General features: G+C 47.1%; 15 protein-coding genes. 9 read left to right on the forward strand and 6 right to left on the reverse strand.

Going from position 1 to position 14,211, the window contains the following annotated elements; genetic code table 11:
- The first annotated feature begins 83 nt into the window (after positions 1-83).
- Together N7E69_RS19845 and N7E69_RS19850 are read left to right on the forward strand one after the other, a co-directional pair.
- Positions 84-989: a LysR family transcriptional regulator gene (locus N7E69_RS19845; protein ID WP_000359196.1), complete on the forward strand. Its 906-nt coding sequence runs from the start codon at positions 84-86 to the stop codon at positions 987-989.
- Positions 990-1,264: 275 nt separating this feature from the next.
- The gene (locus N7E69_RS19850; protein ID WP_000456781.1) at positions 1,265-2,134 is read left to right on the forward strand and encodes an aldo/keto reductase; all 870 of its coding nucleotides are present in this window, start codon (positions 1,265-1,267) and stop codon (positions 2,132-2,134) included.
- A 90-nt stretch (positions 2,135-2,224) separates the two neighbouring features.
- Here N7E69_RS19850 and bdcA read toward each other — a convergent pair whose 3' ends face one another.
- A complete protein-coding gene (gene bdcA / locus N7E69_RS19855) occupies positions 2,225-2,938 on the reverse strand; it encodes an SDR family oxidoreductase (RefSeq protein WP_000979084.1) in 714 nt (237 codons plus the stop codon).
- 77 nt (positions 2,939-3,015) lie between these two features.
- On the opposite strand from bdcA, the gene N7E69_RS19860 reads away from it, so the two are divergent.
- The gene (locus tag N7E69_RS19860; RefSeq protein ID WP_000208474.1) at positions 3,016-3,606 is read left to right on the forward strand and encodes a TetR/AcrR family transcriptional regulator; all 591 of its coding nucleotides are present in this window, start codon (positions 3,016-3,018) and stop codon (positions 3,604-3,606) included.
- Between the two features lie 128 nt (positions 3,607-3,734).
- Positions 3,735-3,971 carry a YgdI/YgdR family lipoprotein gene (locus tag N7E69_RS19865; protein ID WP_001168014.1) on the forward strand — a complete coding sequence of 79 codons (237 nt, stop codon included), beginning with the start codon at positions 3,735-3,737 and terminating at the stop codon, positions 3,969-3,971.
- 213 nt (positions 3,972-4,184) lie between these two features.
- Here N7E69_RS19865 and N7E69_RS19870 read toward each other — a convergent pair whose 3' ends face one another.
- Together N7E69_RS19870 and N7E69_RS19875 are read right to left on the reverse strand one after the other, a co-directional pair.
- Positions 4,185-5,294: a hypothetical protein gene (locus tag N7E69_RS19870; protein WP_000275516.1), complete on the reverse strand. Its 1,110-nt coding sequence runs from the start codon at positions 5,292-5,294 to the stop codon at positions 4,185-4,187.
- A 391-nt stretch (positions 5,295-5,685) separates the two neighbouring features.
- Positions 5,686-6,543, reverse strand: a complete 858-nt coding sequence (locus N7E69_RS19875; protein ID WP_001574283.1) for a GyrI-like domain-containing protein — start codon at positions 6,541-6,543, stop codon at positions 5,686-5,688.
- A gap of 293 nt (positions 6,544-6,836) precedes the next feature.
- Between N7E69_RS19875 and zirU the strand changes: the two genes are divergently transcribed.
- The 4 genes from zirU to N7E69_RS19895 all read left to right on the forward strand — a co-directional run bounded on the left by zirU (position 6,837) and on the right by N7E69_RS19895 (position 11,246).
- On the forward strand, positions 6,837-7,682 hold the full coding sequence (gene zirU, locus N7E69_RS19880) for a two-partner-like secretion system exoprotein ZirU (protein WP_000273691.1): 846 nt from the start codon (positions 6,837-6,839) through the stop codon (positions 7,680-7,682).
- Positions 7,683-7,756: 74 nt separating this feature from the next.
- The gene (gene zirT, locus N7E69_RS19885) at positions 7,757-9,739 is read left to right on the forward strand and encodes a two-partner secretion translocator ZirT (RefSeq protein WP_000232034.1); all 1,983 of its coding nucleotides are present in this window, start codon (positions 7,757-7,759) and stop codon (positions 9,737-9,739) included.
- Between the two features lie 26 nt (positions 9,740-9,765).
- Positions 9,766-10,590: a two-partner-like secretion system exoprotein ZirS gene (gene zirS, locus N7E69_RS19890; RefSeq protein ID WP_000033766.1), complete on the forward strand. Its 825-nt coding sequence runs from the start codon at positions 9,766-9,768 to the stop codon at positions 10,588-10,590.
- A 98-nt stretch (positions 10,591-10,688) separates the two neighbouring features.
- The gene (locus N7E69_RS19895) at positions 10,689-11,246 is read left to right on the forward strand and encodes a redoxin family protein (RefSeq protein WP_001119109.1); all 558 of its coding nucleotides are present in this window, start codon (positions 10,689-10,691) and stop codon (positions 11,244-11,246) included.
- Positions 11,247-11,352: 106 nt separating this feature from the next.
- Here the strand turns inward: N7E69_RS19895 and N7E69_RS19900 are convergent, their stop codons facing one another.
- Together N7E69_RS19900 and N7E69_RS19905 are read right to left on the reverse strand one after the other, a co-directional pair.
- A complete protein-coding gene (locus tag N7E69_RS19900) occupies positions 11,353-11,691 on the reverse strand; it encodes an antibiotic biosynthesis monooxygenase family protein (RefSeq protein ID WP_000051816.1) in 339 nt (112 codons plus the stop codon).
- 27 nt (positions 11,692-11,718) lie between these two features.
- The gene (locus N7E69_RS19905; protein WP_000097269.1) at positions 11,719-12,405 is read right to left on the reverse strand and encodes a B3/4 domain-containing protein; all 687 of its coding nucleotides are present in this window, start codon (positions 12,403-12,405) and stop codon (positions 11,719-11,721) included.
- Between the two features lie 43 nt (positions 12,406-12,448).
- Here N7E69_RS19905 and N7E69_RS19910 point away from each other — a divergent pair, with 43 nt between their 5' ends.
- Entirely contained in the window at positions 12,449-13,051 is a 603-nt protein-coding gene (locus N7E69_RS19910; RefSeq protein ID WP_000163368.1) for a helix-turn-helix domain-containing protein, read from the forward strand.
- Positions 13,052-13,136: 85 nt separating this feature from the next.
- Here N7E69_RS19910 and N7E69_RS19915 read toward each other — a convergent pair whose 3' ends face one another.
- Positions 13,137-14,168, reverse strand: coding sequence for a mechanosensitive ion channel family protein (locus tag N7E69_RS19915; RefSeq protein WP_000493666.1), 1,032 nt, complete (start codon positions 14,166-14,168; stop codon positions 13,137-13,139).
- Positions 14,169-14,211: the final 43 nt, after the last annotated feature.

The raw sequence follows: 14,211 nt of genomic DNA on the forward strand, positions 1-14,211 counted from the left end.
GATTACGTCAGGGATCTGCGTTCGATAAGACGCCGAAGACGGGTTAGACTGTTCTGATAAATGGGATAATTGGCGGGGGGAAAATGGACAAGCTGGAAGCGATGCAGGTCTATGTTTGCGTAGTGGATACCCATAGTTTTATCAGAGCCGCCGAAGTGCTTGGCGTGCCGCGCTCAACGGTATCGCGAGTGGTTAAAGAACTGGAATCCTGGCTTAAGATTCAACTTTTGCAACGTACAACCCGCAAACTTAGCGTGACCGCAGAGGGGCGGCGTTACTACGAAGAGTGCAAAAGAGTGCTGGCAGATATCGCGGCCATGGAGTCGTCATTTCCCGGCCGGGCGGCACAACCCAAAGGGCGTTTTAAAGTGGGGATGCCGCAATCTCTCGCCCGGCATTGCATTATTCCTACGCTCCCGGCCTTTTTGTGCCAGTATCCGGAGCTGGAGCTGATACTTTGTTCCAGCGATAGCGTGGAGGATATTATCCTTCAAGGGTATGACTGCGTGATTCGGGCCGGCAGAATCGATGATTCCACCACGCTGGTTGCCCGTCCACTTGCCAGCTTTAACTGGGTGATAGCAGCATCGCCCACTTACATTGAGCGTTACGGTAGCCCTGAAAATTTAGATGATCTGCAAAAACACCATGCGGTCGGCTACCTGAACCACCGCACCGGGCGTACCACCGACTGGTTTTTTACGCGTGAGGGGGAGGATTACGCGATGCGGGTGCAGGAGACGCTGGTTGTCGATGATACGGACGCTTATATTCAGGCCGGAATACAGGGGCTGGGGTTAATTCGCGTCGCCAGCTATCTGGTTGCGCCGTATCTGCACAGCGGGGCGCTGGTGACCTGCATGGACAACCATTTTTATGATTTGCCGCTTGCGCTGGTCTATCCGCAAAACAGGTTTCTGCCGCCTGCGGTACGCGCTTTTTATGACTGGTGCAAAACGGCGCTGAGCCAGCCGGAGCCTCTTCGCTAAAAATATTATTCCGGATATCGCATTGCCTGTTCAGAAAACTTTTTCACAGACGGTCAAAATGACGGTACTGGTTTTTGACGCATAAGTAAAAGGCATTATCAAACAGGTGCTACACGGCGAGGATATAGCAAGCACGGAACGTTTGGATGCAATAAAAAATCTGTACAACTGTTATTAATGAACTTTTTGTATAAATATAATCGGATTTAACAATACTCATTGTACCTGTATTTTGCTCTTATCATGGCGTCTTTACGACGAAAGGGTGCTTTAGCGTGGAATATTCAATATTAAGTAACAACCTTAAAATGCCTATGGTGGGTTTTGGCGTTTTTAAGGTAACCGACAAAGAAGAATGTCAGCAGTCAGTGTTAAGCGCTATTCGCAGCGGTTATCGTCTTATCGATACCGCTGCGGTATACGGCAATGAAGATGCCGTTGGTGACGCTGTTCGTAAAGCTATCGCGACAGGTCTGTGTACCCGTGAGGAGTTATTTATTACTTCTAAACTGTGGGTGCAAGATATGGCTAACTACGATCTGGCCAAAGCAGGTATTGAAGCGTCGCTGAAAAAATCCGGGTTAGATTATTTTGATCTCTATTTATTGCATCAGGCAATGGGCGATTATTTTAGTGCGTGGCGCGCGCTGGAAGACGCTTATGAAGCCGGTAAACTAAAAGCCATTGGCGTGTCCAACTTCTATGCGCATGTGTTAGCCAACTTCTGTGAAACCGTCAGAATTACGCCAATGGTAAACCAGGTCGAATTGCATCCATACTTTGCACAACCCGCCGCGCTGGAAACCATGAAGCATTATAACGTTCAGCCTGAAGCGTGGGCGCCGTTAGGCGGCGGGAGACATAAACCGTATGAAAATGTCATGCTTCAAAGGATTGCCGATGCCCATCAAAAAACCATCGCGCAGGTTGTCCTGCGTTGGAACGTGCAGCGTGGCGTCACGGTTATTCCTAAATCCACTCGACAGGAACGCATTGAAGAGAACTTTGCCATCTGGGATTTCTCACTAACGGATAATGAAATGGCTCAAATCAACGCCCTTGATTTAGGCTACGTTGGCGAAGCGGTGAAGCATTTTAATCCTGAATTTGTTCGCGGTTGTCTTGGCGTTAAAATCTACGATTGATCCCGGCGCTTGCGGATGTTTTCTCGCATGAACAGCTTCTAACACGGTTGCCGGAGCGTAGACGGCAACCGTGTGATATTCGCCTGGCCGTCAGGCGCCGAAGGCACCATCGATGGTGTGCATCGCGCCGGTGACGAAAGAGGCTTCCGGGCCGGCAAGCCATGCCACCATTCCAGCCACTTCTTCAGGTCTTCCGTGTCGTTTGATTGCCATGAAACTGTGCATCAGCTCTTTCATGGGGCCATCTTCCGGATTGATGTCGGTATCAATGGGGCCTGGCTGCACCACATTTATCGTAATCCCGCGGGGGCCAAAATCACGGGCCAGGCCGCGCGCCAGCCCTTGCAGGGCTGATTTACTGGCGGCGTACGCGGCCATTCCCGGTACGGGCATCCGATCGCCATTCACGGAACCGATAATAATAATGCGTCCACCTTCCGGCATGTTGCGGGCTGCTTCGACTGACGCATGGTAAGGCGCATGGATATTAATACGGAACAAACGATCTATCGCATCGCTATCTTGTTCCAGCGCATCGCCGAAGAGAGCCACGCCCGCATTGACGACCAGAATATCCAGTGGTCCGTACTCACGCACGAGGCTGATGACGGCATCCCGATCGGCGCTATCCGTCTGGATGGCGGTGCTTCCGGTTTCCGCTGCCAGTTTTTCGGCGGCTTCACGCGATCCGGCGTAGCTGAAAACGACCGATGCGCCGTCAGCGCTAAAGCGTCGTACAATAGCCGCGCCGATACCACGACTTCCCCCTAAAACCAGTACAGATTTGTTGCGAAATAGCATCATCAGGATGTCCTTTATGATATTGTAGTAGCCACTACAATATGCGTAATGAAATCATGCCGTCAAGGAGTTATGTAGTAATGACTACAAAACATAGCCGAACGCCGGGTCGCCCTCGCCAGTTCGATCCGGAGCAAGCCATTGAAACCGCTCAACACTTATTTCATTCGCGCGGATACGACGCGGTGAGCGTAGCGGATCTGACAAAAGCGTTCGGGATCAATCCTCCCAGTTTCTATGCGGCGTTTGGCAGCAAGCTGGGGCTGTATACTCGCGTATTAAAGCGTTACAGGATGACCGACGCGATTCCGCTCGGGGCGCTTCTGCGTCACGATCGCCCGACCGCGAAGTGCCTTATCGATGTGCTGATGGAAGCGGCAAGACGTTACGCTGCCGATCCTGATGCCACTGGATGTCTGGTTCTGGAGGGCGCTCATTGTAACGATAAACCGGCACGAGAGGCCGCCTGCGAGTTTTACATCGCTGCTGAAAACCTGATTCGCACTTATGTCGCCATGCGGTATCCGCAAGAGGCTGACCGGACGACGGACTTTATGGGGACGCTAATGGCGGGGCTTTCCGCCAAGGCGCGAGCGGGGTATAGCCTGGAGCGTCTTCAGGAGAGCGTGCTTCTGGCTGGGGATGTGCTGGAGCGATTACTGCCGGATTAACGCAGCGCATCAAAAAACCTGAGCCAGTCAGATACGGACAAACAGGGAGCAATAGCCCTAATCATCCATCTTGCCGTTGCGGTATTCGGTAAAGTACATCAAAAATAGAGGTGTCAGGGAAACAAGAAATGCAAAAGTGTAGTCTTATTACGGTACTTAGCTTATCAGTGTTGATGCTAGCCGGATGTACAACGACCTATACCATGACGACCCGGACGGGAGAGATTATTGAAACGCAGGGTAAGCCGGAGGTTGACTCCGCAACCGGAATGACGAAATACGCTGATGTTTATGGTTATCATCGCGTTATTAAAACCAGTGAAATAGTGCAGACAACAGAAGGCGCATCGAAGCTGGACTGGTAATGCGCTAAAGCAGTTGGGAGGCCGTGTCCAGTATGGGTACCGGACGGTTTCTGGGCCTGAATTGAATAGAGCGCCTGTATAGCCGAATTCCGGGTATCGGCTTGATTTGTGTTGTCAGTTATTTGGTTGTTCCCTGTATAGTGAAGATAAACAGTACTCATGGCTAACGGTCTGTTTTGGATTGCTAACTATCCCGGATTCTGCGCGTTTTATTTAGTCACAACCGTGGTTAAGAATATTTTGGGTCAGACTTACACGCCGGGTATTAAGATAATCCGTCGCATAGAGAGCTTGATCGGCATCATTCGGTTCAAGAAGAAACGGCGTGACTTTAGGTATGAGATCAGCAAAGAGGTTATATTGATCCACAGAGGCAAAATGCTGGGTAGCGCTGGCCCAGGGCATTCGCATCAGCTCTGCGTAAGGAGGGGATAGTTGAACAGGCAAATCAAATTCTTTCAGATTAGCAAGCATCTCCTTACTCATATAAAATGTGACCCTGTTTCGCGAAAAGGTGTTAAGCACTGCCTTCAGTCGTTTAACTTTTGCTTCTTTACTCATGCTATTATCAAAAAAACGTGGTGAAAGCATAATAGCAATCGATGCATTTGATGAAATAACATTATGTAGTGGTTTCAGGGCTACAACAATCTGATCGTTTGTGAAGATACGCTGCGTACCAGAGGAGGTAGTATAGTTTCCACCCAGCCAGATCACATAATCTGTTGTTTTGAGGGGAAGCGTTTTTTCCGGTATATTACCCCTGTCAGGTGCCACTGTTTCAATTGCTAGTGAGTCTTGTCCCCAGACATTATTTACTTTAGAACTCAAAAAATTATATTCTGAAATGTTCCTTAGTTTTAGTAGAGTTATCTGTGAGCGGGTAAAAAAGAGATTGAATCTCACTTTGTTCTGCAATTGCCGAAGTAATCTGAGCGTGTTCTGATCGATCAGATGAGTGTAAAGACCAACAGTTTTTCCGGAAAGTATTGCTGAGGCATTGTTCGCAAGAAGCATCTCTTTTATAGCTCCTTGCCCAATAATCAGTACGCAACGGTATTTTTCTGGTCTGATTTTATCTATGGGGATATCGGTAAGATTGACCAGGTCAGGAGTGCCATGCCGCCAATTATCATGAATGACTGTGGCTCCGGAGGCGTCTCCTCCGGCTCCCCTGGTGATAATAAGAGGAGGGTGGGTACTGGCATGTGCGATATACGAAAAACACGCTACCATTGCTAGCGTTGTGTTTCTGATGGTTGTATACATATCGTCTGCCCTGATTTCGAAAATATGAATAATGTCTCCTCTTATAATGTACATCAAAAAGAGAGCATTTTAATTAAACGTTATCTCAACGAGATAAAAGGTTAGCACAGTAAAGTATAGAGAGAATGTAATCATACCAACATTATAGATGTGGGAGCATGAAGGCCCCGCAAGCCGCCCGGCCAGCATACTCCCATTAATAGTTAAAGTATGGACTTTGCTTTTACCGTAAACTGTAGCCAATATTACCTGATCACTACACCGTACAGTACTGTCAGAAATCTGTCCCCGGTGTCGCGTGCACGCAAGTTATTTTTTTTCAATTCTTTCAAAACATTAACTATATTAATAGTCACTTATTTTATCAGAATCAATACTGAGGGTTTTATTACCGCTCTGAAAAGAGAAGGCTTTTCAGATGAAATGCGTGGATGGTACGAAGTCATTACAGTACAGGGATGTAATAATAAAGATCGACAATGGATTCATTACTCTGTTGCTTTTGGACGGATGCCAAATGGAAGTATTCAATATCTTCTCCTTCTCTCCTGATAAGATTCAGTTTTGGCAATATACACATATATATTGTATTGGTAAATTGTTGATATTGTTCTTTATGACCAACGAAATGGAATTTTGCATATTTACCACATTTTATTACCCTCGACATGGGTATTTTGCCTCCATCGACGGAATTATGTTCCATACCAAAAAAACTGCTTACGGCGATGACCTGGTCTTTGGTATTATCCGGCTTAAAAGACGAGAGACAATACACATTTTCGCCCCACGTTCTGAGCGTCTCATGAATGATTTTCCATTTTATAGGCGACGCTTTTTTAGGAAGGTCATTTGTTGCGATCTGATGAGACGTTTGAAATCCGAAAATTTCTTTTGACGTAAGCTGACAAATTTCGAACTGATAATGCTCATCACAGTCAAGCCAGTAGGGAAGCCGTAGGTTTCTGAGATCCCAGAAATCAGCCTTGCGATAGTTATTGGGATTGACGCCAAATGTTTTTTTGAACTCTCGACTATAGGACTGCACTGAATCAAACCCCATTCTGAACGCGATATCTGTGACCGACTGAGAGGTCAGCTTTAGCAGAGTGGCGCTTCTGCTCAACTTGCGTTGTCTGATATATTTTCCGATTGAGACGCCACACTTTTCTTTAAAAAAATCCTGCAAACTCCTTCGCGAATAACCTGTTATAACAACCAGCTTTTCAATATCAATCCTCTCTTCAAGATTTTTTTCTATTTGCTCTAATACTGAGATTATTATGGCTTTTTTCATCATCATTCCTCTCTATTGAAGCCGAAAATATAAAAATTTAAGGTGTTTGACATACTGTGTTATTAAACTGGTGGGGGGTTGTTAGCTTTTCTGGCAAAACAAGAAAGATTTAAATTGCTTGACGTTTCTGAATAAACTTTACACTTGGAGATCGGCTTTTGCCAGTAAAGCTAAGTAATTGGCATGGCGAAGGGCATAATTTCACAGGCGGTTAAAATGATTGAATAACCCTGAATTTTTAGCTCGTGAGATTATAAATCTCATAATTATTTCTAATGATTTAATAAAAGGGAATTGTTTTGTACTTCAAAAGATCTTTATTAGCGTTAGCAATTTGTGCATCCGTGGTCTCAGTAGAGACGGTGGCGAATACCAGAGCCAATGATATGGCTTCTTCTGCTACACCTGCTTCTGTTGGTCACCGTCCTGTGGCAACTACTAATGCAAAAAAAATAGAAGTGTCTGGGGAACTGACGACCGGTTCAACCCTCCAGATAGCGGATGTTTTTATTAGGGATGAGGATGGGGATCCCTTATCGCTGGATAAAATGAATAATGCCGACGATATTAAATGGTATCTGGTGGATAATGAGGCCGCCGATCCTTCTGGAACCCCGGCGGCAACCGGGACGGCTTTTACCATTCCTGCTGATGCAGGCGGTAAAAAAATTAAAATCGTTTACCGGATTAAGACGGCAACGGGGACGCCGGATAGTGCATTCTTGCCTGCCACTGTCTTATTAACTTCTGCATCTTCTGGGGTGAGCGGCGACTCCGCCGCAGACGGTACAATTTCTAATAAGCTACGTTCTGTCACTATCAATGTGGTGAATGAAAGTGGTAAACCGACTGATGAACTCAACGGTACCAATGACGCCAACACTCCAGTGGTAGGCGGCACCCTTGAAGCGGTACTGGAATGTGCCGCCACAGCGGCGGCTGAGTGTGAGGTCAGTAATTATAACTTTACCTGGCAGATGGCGGATGCCGGGACACCAGATAAGTTCACCGATCTGAATAATACCAACGCTGAAAAGCATAAATATATTATTAAGGGAACTGAGCAGAATAAACTGTTCCGTGTCCACGTTACGCCTAAAACGACGAAAGCCACGCCGGAGAATAAACGCGCTATCCGTCGCTGATGGTTATCGCCAAATAAACATCTTATTTAAATACTCCCTCTGCCAGGCAGGGGGATATAGCAGGAGACAATAAAGTGGTTTTTTCTAAAAAACCCATTACTAAATATATAACCTGGGCCATTGTTACCAGTCAGATTCCACTGCCGGTCATTGCTGATAGCGATAATGAAATTCAGTCGTGGATTGCGGGGACGGCATCGTCTATTTCTCCGCATCTGCAGGAGGGGACGCTGGAGGATTATGCCAAAGGAAAAATAAAGGCGTTACCAGGGCAGGCCGCTAATCATCTGGTGAACGAGGGGATAAAGAGCGCTTTTCCGGAGATTATTTTCCGTGGTGGCGTCAATCTTGAAGATGGCGCGAAATATCGCTCATCAGAGTTCGATATGTTTATTCCCGTCCAGGAAACAACATCGTCTTTACTCTTTGGTCAGCTTGGCTTTCGCGACCACGACAACAGCAGTTTCGATGGCCGCACCTATGTTAACGTTGGTATGGGTTACCGCCAGGAGGTCAATGGATGGCTGCTCGGCGTCAATACGTTTCTGGATGCCGACATCCGTTATTCCCACTTACGTGGCGGCATTGGCGGGGAAGTTTATAAAGACAGTCTGGCCTTTTCCGGCAACTATTATTTCCCTCTCACCGGCTGGAAAACGTCAGCAGCGCATGAATTACATGATGAGCGTCCGGCATATGGCTTTGATCTGCGAACAAAAGGCACGCTTCCCGATTTTCCCTGGTTCAGTGGCGAGCTCACATATGAACAGTATTACGGGGATAAAGTTGATCTATTGGGTAACGGTACATTAAGCCGGAATCCCCGCGCCGCAGGTGCGGATCTGGTCTGGAATCCTGTCCCCTTGCTTGAGGTCAGAGCAGGATATCGGGACGCCGGTAACGGCGGCTCGCAGGCAGAGGGCGGTCTGAGAGTCAACTATTCCTTCGGTACGCCGTTACATGAACAGCTTGATTACCGCAACGTTGGTGCGCCGTCAAATACGACTAATCGGCGTGCCTTTGTCGATCGTAATTACGATATCGTCATGGCGTATCGGGAGCAGGCCAGTAAAATCCGCATTACGGCAATGCCGGTTTCAGGCCTGTCCGGGACGCTGGTGACATTAATGGCGACGGTAGATAGCCGTTACCCGATTGAGAAGGTTGAGTGGTCGGGTGATGCGGAACTTCTCGCCGGACTCCAGCTTCAGGGGAGTTTGGGCAGCGGCCTTATCCTTCCACAACTTCCGCTGACGGTGACCGACGGTCAGGAGTATAGCCTTTATTTAACGGTGACTGACAGCCGGGGTACTCGCGTGACCTCCGAGCGTATCCCGGTAAGGGTGACACAGGATGAGACCAGTTTCCGTTCATGGATAAATGTTATCAATGACGATGTTCAGGTTGAGGACGGCAACTTTGTTATCAGTACGCCGCTTCCTGCCGGCGAAGAGGGGAAGGTTATTGAGTGGCACTACGTGCGCGAGCGCTCTGAAGAGGAGTGGGCGTCGCTCAAACCACGTCATATTAAGTATCAATCAGATATGCCGGGTCTGGCATTTAAAGCGCTCGGTGGCACAGAGCGTGACGGCCATTGGGTTGAACGGGTTCTGGTGACCCATATCGGCGATGATACCCGCTCGCTCAAATTACATATTGAAGCAAGCGGACCAGACGATAAACATCCGGTGAAGGGGACCGTACTGCTGCAAGCGCAGCCAGACAGCATTGCGCAGAAGGTCACTTCTGTGGAGGTGCTTTTTACGCCGGGTACTGAAGAAGCCAACGGAAGCGTTACTGCGCCAGTCGTCGGAACAGAAATGCGAGCCAGAACGCTTTGTGTAAATAACACGGACTGTACTGATGCGTTTAATTATCAGTGGGAAATCTCGGATGAAATGAAATCCTGGCAATCCGTACCGGGGGCGACAAAGGCCACCTGGCTTATCCCTTATAGCCTTAATGGGGAATCGCTACAGAATAAATATATCCGCGTCAGAATTATTTCTGATAAAGAAAATGCCAAGAGTTCTACCGCAGCATCTGATGCGAATTAATGTTTTAAAAAGGATCAACAGTGTGTATGTCGAAACATAATCTTATTATCTATAGCCTGCTTCTGGCGGCTGCGCCGATAAGCGTCTTGGCGGATTCGTCGACAACTTCCGCGGCAACCGTCGGGATGTTTTCTCCTCCTACGGCGCCGAGCGTTGGGCACAGGCCTGGAACACCTCGCGATGGCTACGAATTGAAGTTTAATGGACTTGACTTTTCTATTGAAAAGTATACACCTTTTCCGGGAATGACTATTGAGAGGTATGCCAGAAATGTAGGCATCAGAGATCCGGATAATAACTATCAGTCTGCGGAAACTTTTACTACAGTATGTACGTATTATCAGATAAATAAAGATAACTCTCAGCATATACTTAAACGTGAAAAGCCATGTGAGCATAAATTTAATATCCAAAAGGAACATCGGGGTTCAAAGATTAAACTAGAAATTTATAATGAAACGGATATGGCTTCAGCGTCAGGGTACACGCCTGCGCCATCGGTATCTGAATTTCAGTATATTGAAACAGAAACTATATCTAATACGCCAAGTCGAGATTTAACAGTTATGAGTATAGATAAGTCTGTATTATCGCCGGGTGAAAGTGCCACCATCACAACTATTGTTAAGGATATCGACGGGAATCCTATAAATGAAGTTTACATTAATAAGTCTGTAGCGTGTGAAATTTTAGAGTGCTTATGGGATTATGGTCCTCTTAAGAAAGAAAATGCTCCAGGTAAATATACACAAGTTATAACCTATCGTGGGCATAGTAATGAGCGTATTGACATATCTTTTAAATATTCAGAGGCTTTTACGAAAACAATTTCCATCAGAGGAAGACCATAAAACTATATTAATCATTATGGGTAATGTAATTCTTTTTATCACCATCATCTTATTATGGATGTTTACCTGGTTTTTTAGCGGATTGCTAAATAATTATTATGGCTAAAAGAATACAAACGTTAAAAGGAGAGGTTTTTATGACACCAGCAACAACACAAGATTATATTTCATTGGGTCAGGAACACGCTGTCACCTTTGGCAAAACGCAACTGACCCTCAAACCCGGTATACTGGCTGAAGGCGAACCATTACCCTGCACAAAGGGGCTGGTGAGCCATAATTTATTACCGGGTTACTGTATCCCGGGGATAAAAAAGCGGATTATTGTCGTCCCGTCACTGGATACGCCGGTTTGTGAATGGCAGGTAAAAGACTATAGTAACCGCCTTAAATCAGCGGGTAGCCACTCAAACCGGGCGGTATATGTGCTGAGTATGGATACGCCATTTGCTCAGGCCCGTTTTATTCGGGAACATGATATTCATCCCGGCATAACCTTTGTTTCTGACTACGCTTGCCGCCAGTTTTTGGATAATTCCGGGCTGAAAATTAATGAGCTCAGTATTTTTGCCAGAGCGTTGATAGAGTGCGATGAAAATAATGTGGTTACGCGTGTTATTGTACCACGAGATATCACTCATCTTCCTGTTTACTAATCACTTATATCAGCACCGTCCCTGCACAGAGAACCGAATAATCGGCAATGCAGGGGCGCAGGCATCCTCCTGTAGTGCCCCCATATTTAACACATATACTATTGCATCACGCATAAGGAACTGAAAATGATGCCAGCGGATGGGGCAGGTTAACGTTATGGCACCCCTGAATTTCTGCAATAATCGTCTGGTAACCGGAAAGCCACTTATGACTTTGTGATTTGGCCTGCTGGTGCTGTAAATTATTTATCAATAGCTCCATTGATTCGCGGGTCTGCCAGTAATAATTATTAACCATTCTTCCGCTGGCGGCATCGGTATAGCTTTCCATCCCAATATAGCCATCAATAGTCTGTGTATAGCGCTCAATCCAGCCATCCAGTTGATAAAACTCTTCGTCGTACTCTTTTTTTTCGAAAATAAAACTTGTCAGAAACAGCGACATGGTATTTCTCCTGTTACGCAATATCAATCAAACACCCATCAACGTGGATTCAAAACGTAAACCTGGCATCATTTTTTCAAGGCCGTCAGTCAGCATGTTTCCTGCCGCGTACAATTCATCAACCGGCATTTCCGGCAAGCTTTCAAGGATAAACCACATCGCTTTATCTGAAGCGCTTAGTCGGGTACGCACTCCCTGACGCCAGTTCCAGCGCCGACAGGTGACGCCTCTGTCATCGCGCCAGATAACTTCGCCCGGTTCTGGCGACTCGGTGACGGGTTGTCCTTCTTTCAGGGTATCAAATGTTTCACTTCCGTCTGCGAAAACCAGCCGCGGCGATCCACAATAAGCCGCGCTATTTTCGCCGCCTACCGGTACGGCATAGCGCAGGCTCACGGCGTTATAAAGGTCAACAACCGGGTCCAGCGACGCCATTGTTCCATCCTTCAACACGCGTTTTCGTAGCGCTTCAGCCGAGCAGGGGGTGCGCTTTGGTTTTGCGCCGAATGCTTTAAACACTGCATTCCAGGCGTCTATATGCGCCTGTGCCCACGCCGATTGTCCGTTGATTACGGCCTGACAGGCCTCTTTTAACGCGATTTCTCCGACCTGCGCATCGCGAACCGGAGCGGCAATAACATTAATACTTAATGCACGAAAGCCGGGAGCGATACGGGCCAGTTCCGGGCTGATTGACGGTAACATAGAAGACATCGCATAATCCTGTAATGACTATTTTCTTCTATGATATCGACCAATGACCAAAAAAGTCAACTTATCGACCACGGCGGGCGCCGACGTCAGCACGATAAATGAAGCTGTTTCCCAACGTATCAAACAATTTCGTAGCCAAAAAAAGATGTCGCTGGATGAGCTTGCGCGGCGTTCCGGCGTCAGTAAAGGAATGCTGGTGGAAATTGAAGGCTGTAAAGCCAATCCAAGCATTGCGCTATTATGTAAGATCGCGGCGGCAATGGGAGTGTCCGTGGCGGATTTTGTCAACGTCGCCAGCGAGCCGATGGTCCATCTTATCGACCGGGATGCTATTCCGGTGTTGTGGCGCGGCGAGAAAGGCGGCAGCGCAAAACTGATGGCGGGAACCAGCGGGCCGGATATGCTGGAACTCTGGCAATGGATAATGCATCCTGGTGAACAGTTTGAATCGGCAGGGCATCCAGCAGACACCTGTGAATTACTGTTTGTTAATCAGGGAACACTGACATTAACAGTCAACGGTAGACGCTTTATTATTCGGGAGGGCTGCTCCGCTGTAGCCAGAACCGACATGCCTCATGCCTACGTTAACGACACTAATGAGGTGCTTGAATTTACCATGACGGTGAATGAAAAGAGCCGTTGATCACCGTGAGGAAGGCGCTAACAACCCGTCATCCGGACAGAGAAGCCTCGGTGCCCGATAAGCGTTATCGGGCACCGGCTATCTTTTATTTTGTCGCAGGCGCGGTCTCCGGGTCATCGATATAGAGCGTCTGGCTTGGGAAGGCGAAGTCAGCGCCGTTTTCCTGGACAATCGCAATAATTTTCAGGTAAACATCCTGCTGTACGGCAAGCCATTCCTGCCATACTGTTGTTTTGGTAAAGCAATACACCATAATATTCAGCGAAGAGTCGGCGAATTCATTAAAATAGACCAACAGCGTCTGTTTCTGATCGATATCTCTGTGCGCCTGCAACATGTTTCTGATAGCGTCAACAATGAGGCCAATTTTGTCGGCATCTTCGTAACGTAATCCAATAACCGTTTTTATTCGACGGTTGGTCATCCGTCCCGGATTCTCAACGCTAATGGATGAAAAGACGGAATTAGGCACGTACAACGGGCGGTGGTCGAATGTGTTAATTCGCGTAATTCGCCAGCCGATTTCGGCGACCGTACCTTCGATATTTCTGTCAGGAGAACGAATCCAGTCTCCGATACTGAAGGGGCGATCGAAATAGAGCATAATACCGGAGAAAAAATTGCTCAGGACATCTTTGCCCGCCATACCAACAGCGATACCGCCGATACCGCCAAAGGTCAGCAGACCGGACAGACTCATGCCAAAATGTTCGCCATACAATAAGACAATCGCGACAATAATGGTTATTTTTATGACCCGTGCCAGAATACGGGTACTGGTGACATCTCTACCTTTATTGACCTGTGCTTTTTCAAATTGGTTAATAATCAGGAAAAGTTTTATCGTCAGAATAAGCGCAATGAGCGAGGTGCAGATAAAATCAATGACCCCGGAAGAGATAAAACGCAAATTATAATCTTCAATAGCATTATTCAGGATGCTCCCGATGGTCCCAATAATAATCGCGTAAATAAAAAACTGTGCCGCATGGAACGTGAATCCTTTCTTCCACTGTACGTTACGGCTGAGCCAAAATCTCACGACCAGCAACGCCATGCCGCAACTGAAAAGTATCGCCAGATTAAATGCGTTTTTGAGAAAAAATTCAGTGAACATTATTGTTTTCCGCTCCTTCCTACGATAACAGCTCAGAATGACC

The sequence above is a fragment of the Salmonella sp. 3C genome (genome assembly GCF_025426275.1).
In the GTDB taxonomy this organism is placed as follows: Bacteria; Pseudomonadota; Gammaproteobacteria; order Enterobacterales; family Enterobacteriaceae; genus Salmonella; species Salmonella enterica.

Bases quoted from the DNA above. Each gene is read 5' to 3' on its own strand.
- N7E69_RS19845 (WP_000359196.1), top strand. From the start codon at position 84: ATGGACAAGCTGGAAGCGATGCAGGTCTATGTTTGCGTAGTGGATACC.
- bdcA (WP_000979084.1), bottom strand. From the start codon at position 2,938: ATGATGCTATTTCGCAACAAATCTGTACTGGTTTTAGGGGGAAGTCGT.
- N7E69_RS19860 (WP_000208474.1), top strand. From the start codon at position 3,016: ATGACTACAAAACATAGCCGAACGCCGGGTCGCCCTCGCCAGTTCGAT.
- N7E69_RS19865 (WP_001168014.1), top strand. From the start codon at position 3,735: ATGCAAAAGTGTAGTCTTATTACGGTACTTAGCTTATCAGTGTTGATG.
- N7E69_RS19870 (WP_000275516.1), bottom strand. From the start codon at position 5,294: ATGTACATTATAAGAGGAGACATTATTCATATTTTCGAAATCAGGGCA.
- N7E69_RS19875 (WP_001574283.1), bottom strand. From the start codon at position 6,543: ATGATGATGAAAAAAGCCATAATAATCTCAGTATTAGAGCAAATAGAA.
- zirS (WP_000033766.1), top strand. From the start codon at position 9,766: ATGTCGAAACATAATCTTATTATCTATAGCCTGCTTCTGGCGGCTGCG.
- N7E69_RS19895 (WP_001119109.1), top strand. From the start codon at position 10,689: ATGGCTAAAAGAATACAAACGTTAAAAGGAGAGGTTTTTATGACACCA.
- N7E69_RS19900 (WP_000051816.1), bottom strand. From the start codon at position 11,691: ATGTCGCTGTTTCTGACAAGTTTTATTTTCGAAAAAAAAGAGTACGAC.
- N7E69_RS19905 (WP_000097269.1), bottom strand. From the start codon at position 12,405: ATGTCTTCTATGTTACCGTCAATCAGCCCGGAACTGGCCCGTATCGCT.
- N7E69_RS19910 (WP_000163368.1), top strand. From the start codon at position 12,449: ATGACCAAAAAAGTCAACTTATCGACCACGGCGGGCGCCGACGTCAGC.
- N7E69_RS19915 (WP_000493666.1), bottom strand. From the start codon at position 14,168: ATGTTCACTGAATTTTTTCTCAAAAACGCATTTAATCTGGCGATACTT.